Source organism: Curtobacterium sp. 18060 (assembly GCF_902706105.1).
In the GTDB taxonomy this organism is placed as follows: Bacteria; Actinomycetota; Actinomycetes; order Actinomycetales; family Microbacteriaceae; genus Curtobacterium.
The window spans coordinates 1-14813 of sequence record NZ_CACSJV010000068.1 but is presented as its reverse complement, the minus strand read 5'-3'; the positions used below and the strand labels follow the sequence as shown (position 1 = coordinate 14813).

The following is a 14813-nucleotide window of genomic DNA, read 5'->3' as shown; positions in this document are numbered from 1 at the left end:
GGCGGGCGGGGCGCGCCGTCAGGCGGAGTCGCGGACCAGCAGGCTGTGGCGCACGGTGCGCTGCACTGCGGCGCCGTGCCGCGGCAGCTCACCGGCGAGCATGCCGAGCGCGAGCGTGAGGGCCTCGCGCGCGACGGCGTCGAGGTCGACCGCCAGGGTCGTCAGCATCGGCGACACGAGAGCGCCGAGCGGCAGGCCGTCGACGCCGACGACCCGGACCTCACCGGGGACGTCGACGCCCGCGCGGCGGCAGGCCTGCAGCACGCCGAGCGCCATCACGTCGTTGAAGGCCAGGATCGCGTCGAGTCGGCGCTTCCGAGCCAGGATCCGCGCCGTCTCGTCGGCACCGCACTCGGCGGTGCCGTGCGGCGCGTGCACGAGCTCCGGCAGGTAGCCGCGGCGGCGCAGCGCGTCCAGCATGAGCAGGCCGCGCGCACTCGTGTGGTCCGGCGACGAGTTGTCGAGCACGACCGGGTGCCGCACCCCGGTCGCCACCAGGTGGTCGGCAAGGGCCTCGATCGCGTCGGCGGGGTCGATCCACACCGCTGCCGTGGGCGGGTCGGAGGACGGGTCGAGCTCGACCATCGGCACGTTGCCGAGGAGCTCGCTCCACCGGTGCCGGCGCGAGCCGAGGTAACCGATGACCACGTCGGTCTGCGCACCGAGCGCCTGGACCATCCGGTCGGCGTCACTCGCCAGGTCGACGTCGGCGAGCATGACGTTCCACCCCTGCTCGGCGGCGAGCCGGAACACGGCGGACGCGAGCTGGGGCGTGTACGGGTTCCGCAGGTCGTTCACGACGAGCCCGAGCTGGTGGTCGCCGCCGGTCACCAGCCCGCGGCCGAACCGCGACGGCCGGTAGTCGAGCGACGCCGCGACGGCGAGCACCCGTTCCTTCGTGGTCGCGCTGATGCCGGACATGCCGTTCATCGCGCGGGTGACGGTCTGCCGGGACACCCCGGCGGCCGCGGCGACGTCGATGATCGTCGCGCGGCCGCCGGAGTGCGGGCCGTCCGGTGGCGACTGGGTCAGTCGCGGAGGTCCAGCCATGCCACCTGTTCCGGGGTGAGGTCGACGGAGAGGCCCGTCATGGACGATCGGGCTTCCGCGATCGTACGCGGTCCGAAGAGCGGGAACGTCGGGAACGGCTGGTTGAGCACGTACGCCAGGGCGATCGCCGTGGCGGGGACGCCGAACCGGTCGCCGAGCTCCCGCGCGCGACGGAGCCGCTCGAAGTTCTCGTCGCTGTAGTAGCAGCGGACGAGTTCGGCATCGCTGGTGTCCTCCGGCGTCGCACGGCCGGTGAAGAAGCCGCGGGCCTGCGACGACCACGGCAGCAGCGGGACCTGACGCCCCTCGAGCCACGCCTTCGACGCGGCGTCGGTCGCGTGCTCGCAGCCGTCCCACGGCACGTCGTAGGCCTCGGCCAGGCCGAAGTGGTTGCTGAGGACCTCGAACTCGTGCTTCCCGTTCGCCCGTGCGTAGGCGTTGGCCTCGTCGAAGCGTGCCGGCGTCCAGTTCGACCCGCCGTACACGCGGATGCGGCCAGCGCGGCGGTGCTCGTCGAGGACGTCGACGAACTCCCCCACCGGGATGTCCGGGTTGTCGCGGTGCATCATGTAGATGTCCGCGTAGTCGGTGCCCTGGCGCTCGAGGCTCTCGAGCAGCTGCTTCGTCAGGGACTCCGGGTCGCAGAACGGCGTGTGCGCACCCTTCGTGATGACGACCACGTCCTCGCGGATGCCGCGGTTCTGGATCCACTTGCCGAGCCGGCCCTCGAGCACACCACCGCCGTAGATGTAGCCGGTGTCGAAGACGTTGCCGCCCTGCTCGACGAACAGGTCGAAGATCGCGCTGGCGTGGGCGAGGTCGGGCTGGTTGTCGACGCCCATCACCAGGCGCGACAGCCGCTTGCCGACACCCGGGATCTCGCCGTACTGCATGGGGTTGCCGTCCTGCACCCGGAGCGGCCGACCGCTCACGGTGGGGATGTCGGCGGACTCAGCCTCGAACGGGTAGCGCAGGCCGATCGCGGCGCGCCACTTGTCGAGGGTGCGGGCGGTCGCGAGCGACTCGTCGATCGTCATCTGTGCTGCCTCGACCGCACCGGCACGCAGGGCGTCGGTGGTGGCGTCGGCCTCACGTGCGTAGGGGTGCTCGCCGGCGAAGGACAGCGTGCGCGGATCCTCGTCGACGGTGTGCACCTCGATCGTCGGGTCGGTGCCGAGGGTCCACGGGTCGGCGAGCAGGAGGCGACCGCGCGTGCCGTACACCGCGACCGCGTTGTCGTCCTGCACGAAGACGCCGGTGCGGACGGACGCCGTGATGCCGCCGCGGTAGGTCAGCTGCGCGACGGTCCACTCGTCGACACCGGTCGGCCCGAGGGTGCCGGTGGCGGTGAGCTCGGTCGGCTCGGCGACGGCGACACCGGTCGCGGCCTGCACGATCGCGGCGGCCATCGTCACCGGGTACCCGCCGACGTCGAGGATCCCGCCGCCAGCCGTGTCGACGTCGAACAGTCGGCCGGTCCGCTCACCGGTCCGGAACGCGAACGAGGCGTCGATGTGCGTGACCTCGCCGATCACGCCGTCCCGCACGAGGTCGAGCAGTGCGGCGGTCTGCGGGTGGAAGCGGTACATGAACGCCTCGACCAGCGGCAGGCCGGCCTGGCGTGCGGCATCGGCGAGCGCCATGGCGGTGCCGTGGTTCGGGGCGAGGGGCTTCTCGCACAGGACGGCCTTGCCGGCCTCGAGCGCGGCGAGGACGAGCCGCGCGTGCCCGGTGTGCACGGTCGAGACGTACACGGCGTCGACGCGCGGGTCGGCGAGGACCTCGTCGTAGGTCGCAGCGGAGACGTCGGCGAACCCGAGCTGCGCGGCTTCGTCGGCGAAGGTCTGCGCCCGCTCGGTGGACGAGCTGCCGGCGGCCACCAGGGCACCACCGCTCGCGGGCAGCTGGGAGAGGAAGCGGCGGGCGATGCCCCCGGGGCCGAGGACGGCCCAGCCGGGGCGGTCGGCGACCGTCGGGGTCGGGGTGCTGGCGGTGTTCGCGGTCTGCGCTGACATGCGGATCCTTGTCGTCTCGTGAACCTTCACGGTCACGACGACGCTAGTGCCACACGCCCGGCGGATCAATGCGGAAGTGCTTGACACGGCGTGTCTCACAGAGGATGCTCTGGACCACTTCGTGAGCGTTCACGGTCGAACGCTCCGGGGACCCGGTATCGCTGTTTCCAACCCGATCTCAACGACGAGAGCAGGTAGTTTCGTGACGTCATCTCCATCGATCAGTCTCAGCAGGCGGGGGTTCCTCGCCGGCGCAGGTGCCCTCGGAGCCCTCGCCACCACCGCCTTGTTGGCCGGGTGCTCCACGAGCACCGCCATCTCCAAGGACCCTGACGAACTCGTCCTCTGGTACTGGAACCGGTCGCTCGACCCGAAGTTCCTGCGGCAGGCCGCCGGGGGGATCGCCGGGCAGGGGTCCAAGCGGCTCCGCCCCGACCTGATCGGCGGCGCCTCGTACGACACCAAGTTCCGGACGGCACTCGCCGGGAACGCGTTCATCCCCGACGTCCTCATGGTCAACTCGAACTGCTGGCTGTACTTCCCCGACGAAGACCTGTTCACCGACTTCGACGACCACGGCGGCGCGGCGAAGCGGGACGAGTACTACGACTGGAAGAGCGCGCTCGGCCGGACGCCGAGCGGCCGGCAGTGCTTCTGGCCCGTCGACACCGGACCGACCGGCTTCTTCTACCGGCAGGACGTCCTGGCGAAGGCCGGGCTGCCGACCGACCCGGACGAGGTCTCCGACGCGATCGCGACGTGGGACGGGTTCCGCTCCTTCGGCGCGAAGATCCGGAAGGGTGCGGACGCCGCGACGGTCATCACCGCAAACCAGCTCTTCAACCAGTACATCTACGCCAGCCCCACGCGGTACTTCGACCGCGACGACCAGCCGGTCTTCGAGCAGGACGACAGCTCGGTGCGGCAGGCGTGGGAGAACGCCGTCGCCTGCGTCCGTTCCGGCCTCACCGGCAACCTGCAGTCCGGCACTGACCAGAACGCCGGGTGGGTGTCCGGCCGGGTCGCAGGACAGATCGAGGGAGCGTGGTGGACGCAGGTCATCCACGACACTGCTCCCGACGCCGCCGGTACGTGGCGGGTCGCCCGGCAACCGGATCGCCCGGGCAACAGCGGCGGGTCGTTCCTCGCCGTCCCGAAGACCTCGAAGGACCCGGCCGCGGCCGCCGCGTTCGCGCAGTGGATCACCTCGCCCGAGGTGCAGTCGCACACGTACAACGACATCCAGCTGTTCCCCTCCACCCCGGCGTCGTTCGACAACGGGATCATGCGGAAGCCCGGCGACTACTTCGGCGACCAGGACCCGCTGGCGTTCTTCAACGCCTCGGCGATGGACGTCCCGGTGACGTACATCTCCAACTCCGAACGGTTCATCGGTGCGTTCGCGACCGAGATCACGAACGTCGAGGCCGGGGGCAAGGACCCGGACCGCGCCTGGCAGGACGCCGTCGACCAGACCAACCGGGTCCTCGACAAGCGGGGGGTCCGCGCATGAGCACCAAGCAGGCACCACCGACCACGAGCATCCCCGCGGTCGTCGGGACCCCGACGTCCTCCATCACCACCGCAGCGACCGGCAAACGGTACGGGCTCCGCCGGTTCTGGCCGCAGTACGTCGCGATCGCGCCGTTCTACGTGCTCTTCCTGGTGTTCGGGCTGTTCCCGATCGTGTTCTCGATCGTGCTGTCGTTCACCGACTGGGACGGGGTCGGCTCCCCCGCGTTCGTCGGTCTGGCCCAGTACCAGTACCTGCTCGGCGACCCGCGGTTCTGGAACGCCGTCGGCAACACGTTCCTCATCTGGGTCATGTCGACGATCCCGATGCTGTTCCTCGCGCTCGTGCTCGCGTTCCTGCTGCACGGCAACATCCGGGCGAAGGGCTTCTACCGCGTCGCGTTCTTCGTGCCGAACGTCACGAGCATGGTCGCGATGGCGATCGTGTTCGGCTCGGTGTTCTCCGACGGCTTCGGCCTGGTGAACGCGGCACTGCGCGCACTCGGCGCGGACCCGGTCGGGTGGCTGTCGTCGTACTGGGGCATCAAGGTCACCATCTCGGTGATGGTGATCTGGCGCTGGACGGGCTACAACGCGATCATCTACCTGGCCGGACTGCAGTCCATCTCGACCGAGTTGTACGACGCCGCCAAGGTGGACGGCGCGAACGCGTGGCAGATCTTCTCGCGCATCACCGTGCCGCTGCTGCGCCCGGTGATCCTGTTCACCCTCATCACGTCGACGATCGGTGGGCTCGGGCTCTTCACGGAGCCGCAGATCCTGTTCAACGGACAAGCGGTGGGCGGCCCCGACGAGGCCGGCATGACGATCGTGCTCTACCAGTACGAGCAGGCGTTCAACCAGTTCGACTTCGGGTACGGCTCGGCGATCGCCTGGATGCTGTTCCTGTTCTCCGTGGTGTTCGCGATCATCAACTGGCGTCTGCTCAGTGAACGCGACGGCCTGAAGACCCCACGACGACTCCGCGTGGCCCGCACGGTCCGCACCAGCACGAAGGGGGTCGACGCATGACCGCGACACCGACCACGACGACGACCAACACCGCCGCGGCACTCGGGCGACCGGGGGCCGCGGGGAACGAACGTGGCCGCGGGTTCCGCCGCGGCTGGCTCGGGACCGCCGTCACGCACCTCTGCCTGATCATCGGGGTGCTGCTGTCGATCTTCCCGTTCTGGTGGCTCCTCGTGATGTCGACGTCGACGAACGCCGAGATCTTCGGCTACCCGCCGTCGCTCTGGTTCGGGGACAACGCCCTCGCGAACGTGGCGTCCGTGTTCAGCAACGTCGACATGCTGCGGGCACTCCTGAACACCGTGCTCGTGGCCGGCAGCACCGCCGTCCTGGTCATGCTGTTCGACTCGCTCGCCGCGTTCGCGTTCGCGAAGTACGAGTTCCCGTTCAAGCGCACGCTCTTCACCGTCATGCTCGCCACGTTCCTGGTGCCCGGCAGCCTGTCGCTGGTGCCGAGCTTCGTGCTCATGGCGAACCTCGGGTGGATCGGTGGCCTGCAGGCGCTCATCATCCCGGGGGCGGCGAACGCGTTCGGCATCTTCCTGCTCCGGCAGTTCGCCACCTCGTCGATCCCGAACGAGGTCATCGACTCGGCCCGGGTGGACGGAGCGGGGTTCTTCCGCACCTGGTGGTCGGTGGCGGTCCCGATGCTCCGCGGCGGGCTCGCGTTCCTCGGCATCTTCACGTTCATCACCGCCTGGAACGACTACGTCTGGCCGCTCATCGTCCTCATCGACCCGAAGGGACAGACCCTGCAGGTGGCCCTGGCCGGACTGAGCTCGGTGAACGCGACCGACCTCGGGGCGGTGATGGCCGGCGCCGTGATCAGCGTGTTCCCGCTCATCGGCGTGTTCATCATCGGCTCGCGCCACTTCATCGCCAACATCGCCGCCGGAGCGTTGAAGGGCTGACGGGTCGAGCGCCCCGACCGGCAGGGTGCAGGCGTCGCGGGACGGCCCGCGACGCCTGCACCTGCTCGTGCACAACTCCTCCTAGACTCGTGCCCATGGCCAGTGCCCGCGACCGCGTCCTCGACAGCTTCGTCGCCATCGTGTGCGAAGACGGCGAACGTCCCGCGACGCTCGACGCCGTCGCCGCCCGCGCCGGTGTCTCCAAGGGCGGGCTGCTGTACCACTTCGGCTCGAAGGCGGCCTTGGTCGAGGGGCTGTGCGAGCGACTCTCCGACCTGTCCGCCATCGACGTCGAGCGCATGGCCGAGGCCGAGGACGGCGCCGCCCGCTACTTCGTGCGCAACTGCCTTTTCGTCGGCAGCGAGCTCGACCTCGCGCTCCTCGCTGCGAGCCGCCTGCAGCAGGCCGGCTACGAAGAGGCCGGCCGGACCCTCGACGACACCGAGAACGCGTGGCTCGTGACCCTCGTCGACGCCCTCCACGACGAGCCCACCGCCCAGGCGGTCAAGCTCCTCGGCGACGGCCTGTACCACCAGGCCTCCCTCGGCGCGGCGAGCGACGGTCGACCGAAGCGGAGCACCGTCGACATGGAGGCCCTCCTCGCCGTCGTGGACCGTTTGATCGCGACGAAGCCCGGCGCGTGAACGACCATCCCCGTTCCTGGGGATAGACTTGGCGACGTTCCACTCGTCGACACCCGGAGGTATCCCGTGGGCCGCGTCATCGCCGCTGTTTTCTCGATCCTGCTGCTGCTGGTGTCGATGTACCTGTTCGGGTTCGCGTTCCAGGTCGACTCGGGCCAGGCGTTCATCTTCATGGGTGGCCTCATCCTGATGACCCTCTCCTTCTTCCTGCCGATCCACGTGTTCGGCAAGCGGTAACCTCCGCCGACGCAGAACGGCCCCGCACCTCTCGAGGTGCGGGGCCGTTCCGCGTGCGGGCGCCGTGTGAACCAGCCGCGCTAGGCGAGCACGCGCAGCGAGCGCAGCGTCACCGCGGTCGCGACGGCGGCGTGCACGGCCTCGGCGCCCTTGTCCTCCTTCGAGCCGGGCAGCCCGGCCCGGTCGATGCCCTGCTGCTCGTCGTCCAGGGTCAGCACGCCGAACCCGACGGGCTTGCCGGTGTCGATCGCCACGCGGGTGAGCCCACTCGTGGCGGCGTCGGACACGTACTCGAAGTGCGGGGTGCCGCCCCGGATGATCACGCCGAGCGCGACCGCGGCGTCGAACCCGGCCTCGAGGGCGGTCTTCGCGACGACGGGCAGCTCGAAGCTCCCCGGGACCGGGAACACCGACGCGGTGGCGCCGAGCCGTTCGACCTCGCGCTGCGCCCCGGCGAGGAGGCCCGCCGCGATCGTGTCGTGCCACTGCCCGGCGACGATGGCCACCCGGATCCCGGTGCCGTCGACGTGGTCGCGGTCCGCCGCGCCTGCTCCGCTCATCGTGCTGTTCCTTCCGTGGACAGGGCAGCTGCTGCCGTTGTCCGGTCTGCCGCGTCCAGCCACTCGACGAGCGCGGCGATGGTGATGACGGGCACGCCCTCGCGCGCCCCGAGTGCGACGAGCGCCGGCAGCCGCATCATGCTGCCGTCCTCGTCGACGATCTCGCAGATCGCCGCGGCGGGCCGGAGCCCGGCTGCGGTGACGAGCTCGATCGCGGCTTCGGTGTGTCCCGCACGTTCGCGGACCCCGCCCGGTCGTGCCCGCAGGGGGACGACGTGGCCGGGGCGGTGCAGGTCGTCGCGCACGGAGGTCCGGTCGGCGAGGACCCGCAGCGTGCGCGCTCGGTCGTGGGCGCTGATGCCCGTGGTGACCCCGACGGCTGCGTCGACCGTGACGGTGTACGCGGTGCCGCGGACGTCCTCGTTGTGCTGGACCATCGGCGGCAGGTCGAGGGCGTCGGCGATCTCGGCGCTCACGGGCGCGCAGATGAACCCCGACGAGTGCGCCACGGTCCAGGCGATCCACTCCGGCGTCGCGAGCTCGGCGGACAGGATGACGTCGCCCTCGTTCTCGCGGTCCTCGTCGTCGACGACGATCACCGGCCGGCCGGCCGCGACCGACGCGATCGCGGCCTCGATGCTCGACGAACCGAGCGTCTGCGGGGCCGAGGCGACCATCACCGGGCCTCCGATCCGACGGGCTCGAACGAGCCGACGGGCTCGAGCGAGCCCGCGGCGTCGACCGAGCCGACCGCGGCGTCGAGCCGCAGCATCCGGCGCACGTGCCGCGCGAGCACGTCGGTCTCCACGTTCACCCGGTCCCCCGGCACGCGCAGGCCGAGGGTCGTGGCCTCGAGCGTCTCCGGGATCAGGCTGACCTCGAACCAGGCGGCGTCCGGCGCGGTGTCCTCGGGCGAGACGGCGCTGACGGTGAGCGAGACGCCGTCGAGCGCGATCGACCCCTTGTCGACGACGAGCGGGCTGAGCGCCGGCGCGAGCGAGAACCGCACCCGGCGCCAGCCGTCGCCGTCCGCGGTCTCGAGCACGGTGGCGGTGCCGTCGATGTGGCCCTGCACGATGTGGCCGCCGAGCCGGTCGCCGACCGACGCCGCGCGCTCGAGGTTCAGGCGGTCGCCCACCCGCAACGCTCCGTGCGCGCTCATGTCGAGCGTCTGCTTCATGACGAACGCGGTGAAGGAGTCGGGGGTCTGCTCGACCACGGTGAGGCAGACGCCGCTGGTGGCGATGGAGTCGCCGTGGCTGGCGTCCGCGACCACGATCGGCCCGCGGACGGTGAGCGCGACGGAGTCGCCGTGCTGCTCGACGGCGGTGACGGTGCCGAGTTCCTCGATGATGCCGGTGAACACTGGTGTCCTCTCAACGGGACTCCGGGGGTGTTCGACGATCGTCGGCATCGACGGACGGGTCGTCCCACGCAGGGTGGGTCGTCTCGTCCGCCAGCGCGCCTCCCATCCGGACTCTCACCGTCGGTCCCGGAGTTTCACCGAGTCAACCTCTGCCGGGTTCGCACCCGTCATCAGTTCGTGGACTGTCACCACCGGTTCGGAATTGCACCGACCCCGGAGCGCTTGCGTAGTCGGAACGATACCCCAGACCGGTGACCGACGCGTCGGGCCGGAGCGGGGCACGTAACGGGGCGACGCGGCGCACGACCGGGAGGCCCGGGGCGGGCCCGCACCGCGCCTCCCGTCCGCCGCCCGGTCGCGTCCACCGCACCGGCCCGTCGACCGTGCCGCCTCTAGCCGCGTCCGCGCGCGAGCGCGACCGCCTGCCGCAGGGACAGGTCCGGCAGGTACGCCCGGACGACCGCGAGGCCGATCGACGGCAGCGCGACCGGGTCGGGGTAGGCGAGGACGAGCGGGTGCAGGTCGGGGCCGAACTTCTGCTTGAACCGGAGCAGCGACCGGAAGCCGTAGACCGGTTCGAGGACTCCCCCGACGAGCTCGAGCAGGCTCTGCACGCCGTCGCTCGGTGCAGCGTTCTCGCCCGCCTGCGCGAGCGGGGCCGCCGACAGGCTGAGTCGTTCGACTCCGTCGTCGCGCATCCGTTCGGCGGCGCTCGCGACGAGGAACTCCATCACGCCGTTCGGCGCGGCCTCGGTCCGGCGCATGACGTCGAGGGTCCAGCCGACGACCCGCCCCTCGCGGTGGCTCGGCAACCAGCTCGTCACGGCGAGCACCCGCCCGGTGGCGTCCTGCGCGACGAGGGTCCGGACGGCGGGGTCGCGCATCTCGTCCACCCCGCCGAGCGTGAAGCCCATCTCGGGGAGCTCGCGCTCGGAGACCCACTCCTCCGAGATCGCCTCGATCTGCCGTGCCGTCGACGGCGGCAGGTCCTGCCAGGACGACCAGGTGGCGGTGATGCCCTCGCGGCGCGCCCGGTTCACGGCGGTGCGGACGTCCTGCTTGCGCTTGCCAGTCGTCGTCCACGTGCGGGGGTCGAGGTCGGCGTCCTCGGCGACCGGCAACGTCGACCACCCCTGCGTCGTGAGCAGCTCGGCCGTCCCGGCGTCGATGCCGTAGAAGACCGTCGTCCACCCGTTGTCGTCGCAGTACCGGGCGAAGTCCGTCATCGCCGCTGTGCGGGCATCCGGGTAGCCGAACGGGCCGCCCACGGTGACGGCCACACCACCGTTGCGCCGGAACGCCACCCCGGCGCGCCCGTCGGCCGCGAACCAGTAGGCGTTGCCGCGCCAGGTCGTCATCCACCCGAAGGTGTCGCCGCCGCCGGCGAGCACCAGCGCCCGGGCCCGTTCTCGGTCGGACCGGGAGCCGTCCGCGTCGGTGTCGGGTTCCACTGCGCCGGTGGGCCGGACCGCGGCGAGCGCGACGACGAACCAGAGCACGGGGCCGGCGAGTCCGATCACGATGCGCAGCGCCGTGCCGAGTGAGGGCAGTTGCTCCCAGAAGGTCAGCGGCGAGAGGGGGCCGAGGGCGGCGACGGCGAGCCGGAGCGGGTCCTCGACGTGCTCCGGGGCCGACGCCGCGAACACCGCGACGGTGCCGACCACGACGGCGACCGCCGCGACGACGGTCACCGCGAAGGCGACCACACGCCGCCGTGAGGGCAGCACCGTGAACGACCGGCGCCGGAGCACGAGGACGGCCGCGGTCGCGAGCGGCACCACGATCGACGCACCGACCGACAGCGCCGTGACGAACTCGTCGGCGGTGCCCTGCAGCCCACCGGCCCGCGCCGGCAGCACCCCGTAGGTCACCGCGGCCGCGACCGCCGTCACCACGTCGACCGCCACCACGAGCCAGACGGCGAACCGGCTGCCCCGGAAGAGCCCGAGGCCGCCCACCACGAGGACGAGCAGCGGCGCGATCGCGAGCAGCAGCGTCCACGGGTCCGTCGCCCGGTACGCGAGCAGCGCGCGGAGGCACTGCCCAGCGGCCCCGTCGGTGCCGCAGCCGCTCACGGGAGTGACCGGCCCGGTGCCGAGCACCGCGGCGATCGGCGCGAGCAGTCCGATCCGTGCGCGGGAGACGAGCGCCACCACGGGGCCGATCGCCGACACCAGCACGACCGTCCCGAGCAGGACCCGGGTCTCGCGGTGCGAGCTGCGCACCCATCCGCCGCGCTCCGGGGTGCGGCGGAGCAGCTCACCGAGCACCCATCCCGTCCCGGCGGCGAGCACCGCGTACAGGTCGGAGGCGTGCCCGGCGTAGAGCAGGAGCGCGGCCACGACGGCGAGTGCGTTCACCCGGATGCGCCGTCGCCAGAGCGGTCCGGCGAACGCGCTCGCGGTGACGATCGTGCCGACGATCGCGGTCCACGGGTCGAAGGCCGTCGCCCGACCGAGCAGCAGGCTGGTGAGGTCGCGGCCGTCCGTGTCGACGAACGCGGTGAGCGCGCCGGCCGCGGTGCCGACGACCGTGGTGACGACGAACGCCAGGGCGGTCCGCCACGACCCCATCAGCCGCTCGGCGGCACCGACGAGGACGACGACGCCGGCGATCGTGGTGAGCAACGCGACCGCGCCGGTGGACGCCGCGAAGATCCGGAAGGGCCCGTACGAGGCCGGGTCGGCACCGTGCAGCACCCGGACGACGATGCCGAAGACCGCGGTCGCGACCACGAGGAACGTGATGGCGGCCGTCACCGGATGCCGGACGAGGGCGGAGCGCACCCCCTCATGGTGGTGCCGGCCGGCCGTTCGGACAACTCCGGGCACGGTGACGAGGGGCGCCGGCGGTGCGACGCCCCTCGGTCACCTGCTGTCAGCGCGGCCCGTCGGTGCCGACCGCCGAGTGCCGGCGACGGAGCACGAGCGTGCCCGCCCCGGCGAGCAGCAGCAGGAGCGCGAACCCGACGGGGACGACCGGCGAGGTCGCTCCCGTGTAGGCGAGCGGGGTCGCGCCGTCACCGGCGGCACTCACCGTGTCGGCCACCGTCCGAGTGACGGCCGGGATCCCGCTGGTCGCGGCGGTCGTGGTGGTCACCACACCCGCCGTGGAGGCCCGGGTCGGCCCGTCCGCGCCGGTCGCACCGGCCGGGGTGGTCACGGTTCCGGCCACGGTGCCGTCGCCGGCGTCCGTCCCGTCACCGGGGGTCGTGCCCGGGTCCGTGCCGTCGCCCGGGGTCGTGCCCGGGTCTGTGCCGTCGCCCGGGGTCGTGCCCGGGTCCGTACCCGGGTCCGTGCCGGGGTCGGTGCCCGGGTCCGTGCCGTCGCCGGGCGTCGTGCCGGTGCCCGGCGTGGTGGCGGTACCGTCGCCGACGACGCCGATGCCGTTCCCACCGATGGTGATCGGGACCGCGACCACCGGGGCCACCTGGGTGCCCGAGGCGGTGCCGTCCGCCCCGTCCGTCGTGCCACCGGCAGCCGGAGCCGGACCGGCGGTCGTGCCGGTGCCCGCGGCGGGCGTCGTGCCCGCCGAGGTGCTGTCACCGAGCAGCCCGATGCCGTTGCCGCCGATCGTGACCGGGACGTCGACCAGTCCGCCGACCTGCGTGCCGGAGAGCAGCCCGTCGTCGCCGGACGTGCTCGGCGCGGTCGTGGCCGGAGCGGCCGGTGCCGGCGTCGCCGCCGGGCCGGACCCCGCAGCGGTGCCGTCCCCGAGCACCCCGATGCCGTTGCCGGACACCGTCACCGGGACCGACACGACCGGGGCGACCTGGGTCCCCGAGGCTGTGCCGTCCGCACCCGAGGTGACCGGTGCCGGAGCAGCGGGCTCGGCCGGTGCTGCCGGGGTGGATGCTGCCGGTGTGGGCGGCGTCGTGGTCGACACTGCGTCACCGCCGACGGCGACCGCGTTGCCACCGACCGTGACGGGGACGGTCACGTCGCCGGCGACCTGGGTCCCCGAGCCGGTGCCGTCCGAACCGGAGGTGGTCGGAGCAGCGGCGGCAGCCGGAACCGGAGCAGCCGGAACCGGAGCAGCCGGAGCAGGCGCAGCCGGAGCAGCAGCCGGGGCCGACACCGCGTCGCCACCGACGGCGACGGCGTTGCCACCGACGGAGACCGGGGCGGTCACAGCCGGCGCCACCTGGGTGCCGGAGGCCGTGCCGTCGGCGCCCGAGGTCGTCGGCGCGGGAGCTGGGGCCGGTGCAGGAGCGGCGGCTGGAGCTGCAGGAGCCGCGGGCGCCGCGGCGGGCGAGGTCACCGACGACACCGCGTCGCCGAGCACCCCGAGGGCGTTGCCGGTGAGGGACACCGGAGCGTCCACCGACGGAACCACCTGGGTTCCGGACACGGCGCCGTCCGCTCCGGAGGTCGTGGCAGCGTTCGCCGCTGCCGCCCCTCCGAGCGTGAGGCCGCCGACGAAGAGGGCGAACCAGAGCCCTCTCGAGACGTACTTGTTCATGGTCGTACTCCCTGATCGAGATCGTTGGCCGACCGCGGGCGCGGTCGGTGTGTGTGCGTGCCTGCCGTGCCGGACAGGCGCACCGATCTCAGTCAGGGGCGACGTCGTGCTCGCCGACGACCGATGCGGGGACCGCGTCGTCGGAGAGCGTGCCGCGAGACCCCGCGACGAGGGAGACGATGTCGTCGGTCGAGCCGACGATGCCGACGGCTGCGACGCCGCCGGGAGTCGAGGTGGCACTGCCACCGAGGACGCCCGCGCCGCCCTGGCCGTCGGACGGCACTCCGTGGCCGTCGCCCGGCTCGGGGACGAGCAGGGCGGTGCCGCCCAGCGTCGCGTCCTGCACGGCACCTGCGACGGGGCCGGCGAGCGGTCCGGTCACGAAGGTGGACGGGACGGCCAGACCGGGACGGCGCTCGACGCTCGTTCCGAGAGCGGCATGATCGTCGGTCGACGCGACCGCGGGCGCGGACGGGGTCGTCGCCGGGGCGGCAGCCTGCGGCGGTCGCGCGGACGGGACAGCCGAGCCGGGCACACCGGACGGGGTGGTGCCGACGACGACCGGAGGTGCGGGGACGTCGATGACGGGATCCGAGCCTCCTGGCAGGACGCCACCGACCGACGGGACCACGCCCGCGACGACGTCGGGGACCTGTCCGACGATCGTGCCGACACCGCCGAGGGTGTCGTCGACCAGGCCGGTGACCGGAGCGGTGACCGTGCCGAGGGTGTCGTCACCGACGACGGGGCCGACCACCGGGACGCTGCCGACCACGTGGTCGAGCGTGTCGACGACCGTGGTCACGGGTCGCGCGTCGGTGACCGTCTGCACGGTCCCGGTGACGGGGCGCAGCGCCGTCGCGACGGTGTCGGTGACGGGCCGGGAGGCGGTGCCCACGTGCTCGACGATCGGGCCGGCGGCGACGATGCCGACGCCGGCGCCGATGCCGAAGATCGCGGAGAGCAGACCGATCGTGACGCTGACCTTCTCCTTCGGCAGCTCGTCGCGGACGATGCCGATCGAC

The 14813-nt window shown here is 72.4% G+C and carries 13 protein-coding genes and 1 riboswitch; of the genes, 5 read left to right on the top strand and 8 right to left on the bottom strand.

The window, feature by feature from the left end:
- Positions 1-18 precede the first annotated feature (18 nt).
- Entirely contained in the window at positions 19-1050 is a 1032-nt protein-coding gene (locus tag GVL05_RS18485; RefSeq protein WP_131845717.1) for a LacI family DNA-binding transcriptional regulator, read from the bottom strand.
- Positions 1029-3065, bottom strand: coding sequence for an aldo/keto reductase (locus GVL05_RS18480; RefSeq protein WP_159574087.1), 2037 nt, complete (start codon positions 3063-3065; stop codon positions 1029-1031). Before GVL05_RS18480 ends, GVL05_RS18485 begins: the two co-directional genes overlap by 22 nt.
- Before the next feature lie 202 nt (positions 3066-3267).
- On the opposite strand from GVL05_RS18480, the gene GVL05_RS18475 reads away from it, so the two are divergent.
- The 5 genes from GVL05_RS18475 to GVL05_RS18455 all read left to right on the top strand — a co-directional run bounded on the left by GVL05_RS18475 (position 3268) and on the right by GVL05_RS18455 (position 7401).
- Positions 3268-4578: an ABC transporter substrate-binding protein gene (locus GVL05_RS18475; RefSeq protein ID WP_235036058.1), complete on the top strand. Its 1311-nt coding sequence runs from the start codon at positions 3268-3270 to the stop codon at positions 4576-4578.
- Positions 4575-5609 (top strand): carbohydrate ABC transporter permease, encoded by a 1035-nt coding sequence (locus GVL05_RS18470; protein WP_159574086.1) that lies wholly within the window; start codon positions 4575-4577, stop codon positions 5607-5609. Before GVL05_RS18475 ends, GVL05_RS18470 begins: the two co-directional genes overlap by 4 nt.
- Entirely contained in the window at positions 5606-6520 is a 915-nt protein-coding gene (locus GVL05_RS18465; protein WP_123938594.1) for a carbohydrate ABC transporter permease, read from the top strand. Before GVL05_RS18470 ends, GVL05_RS18465 begins: the two co-directional genes overlap by 4 nt.
- Positions 6521-6615: 95 nt before the next feature.
- On the top strand, positions 6616-7164 hold the full coding sequence (locus GVL05_RS18460) for a TetR/AcrR family transcriptional regulator (protein ID WP_123292071.1): 549 nt from the start codon (positions 6616-6618) through the stop codon (positions 7162-7164).
- A 66-nt stretch (positions 7165-7230) separates the two neighbouring features.
- Entirely contained in the window at positions 7231-7401 is a 171-nt protein-coding gene (locus GVL05_RS18455) for a hypothetical protein (RefSeq protein WP_159574085.1), read from the top strand.
- An 80-nt stretch (positions 7402-7481) separates the two neighbouring features.
- Here the strand turns inward: GVL05_RS18455 and ribH are convergent, their stop codons facing one another.
- The 6 genes from ribH to GVL05_RS18425 all read right to left on the bottom strand — a co-directional run.
- Complete coding sequence (gene ribH / locus GVL05_RS18450; protein WP_123292070.1) at positions 7482-7961, bottom strand: 6,7-dimethyl-8-ribityllumazine synthase; 480 nt, start codon at positions 7959-7961, stop codon at positions 7482-7484.
- On the bottom strand, positions 7958-8638 hold the full coding sequence (ribB, locus tag GVL05_RS18445; protein ID WP_159574084.1) for a 3,4-dihydroxy-2-butanone-4-phosphate synthase: 681 nt from the start codon (positions 8636-8638) through the stop codon (positions 7958-7960). The genes ribH and ribB overlap by 4 nt, the downstream gene beginning before the upstream one ends.
- The gene (locus tag GVL05_RS18440; protein ID WP_159574083.1) at positions 8638-9327 is read right to left on the bottom strand and encodes a riboflavin synthase; all 690 of its coding nucleotides are present in this window, start codon (positions 9325-9327) and stop codon (positions 8638-8640) included. Before GVL05_RS18440 ends, ribB begins: the two co-directional genes overlap by 1 nt.
- 90 nt (positions 9328-9417) lie before the next feature.
- A riboswitch (FMN riboswitch) is annotated at positions 9418-9552 on the bottom strand.
- Positions 9553-9719: 167 nt separating this feature from the next.
- Positions 9720-12113 (bottom strand): bifunctional lysylphosphatidylglycerol flippase/synthetase MprF, encoded by a 2394-nt coding sequence (locus tag GVL05_RS18435; protein ID WP_159574082.1) that lies wholly within the window; start codon positions 12111-12113, stop codon positions 9720-9722.
- 91 nt (positions 12114-12204) lie between these two features.
- A complete protein-coding gene (locus GVL05_RS18430) occupies positions 12205-13788 on the bottom strand; it encodes a hypothetical protein (protein WP_159574081.1) in 1584 nt (527 codons plus the stop codon).
- Positions 13789-13876: 88 nt separating this feature from the next.
- A partial coding sequence (locus tag GVL05_RS18425; RefSeq protein WP_159574080.1) for a hypothetical protein occupies positions 13877-14813 on the bottom strand: 937 nt, incomplete at its 5' end.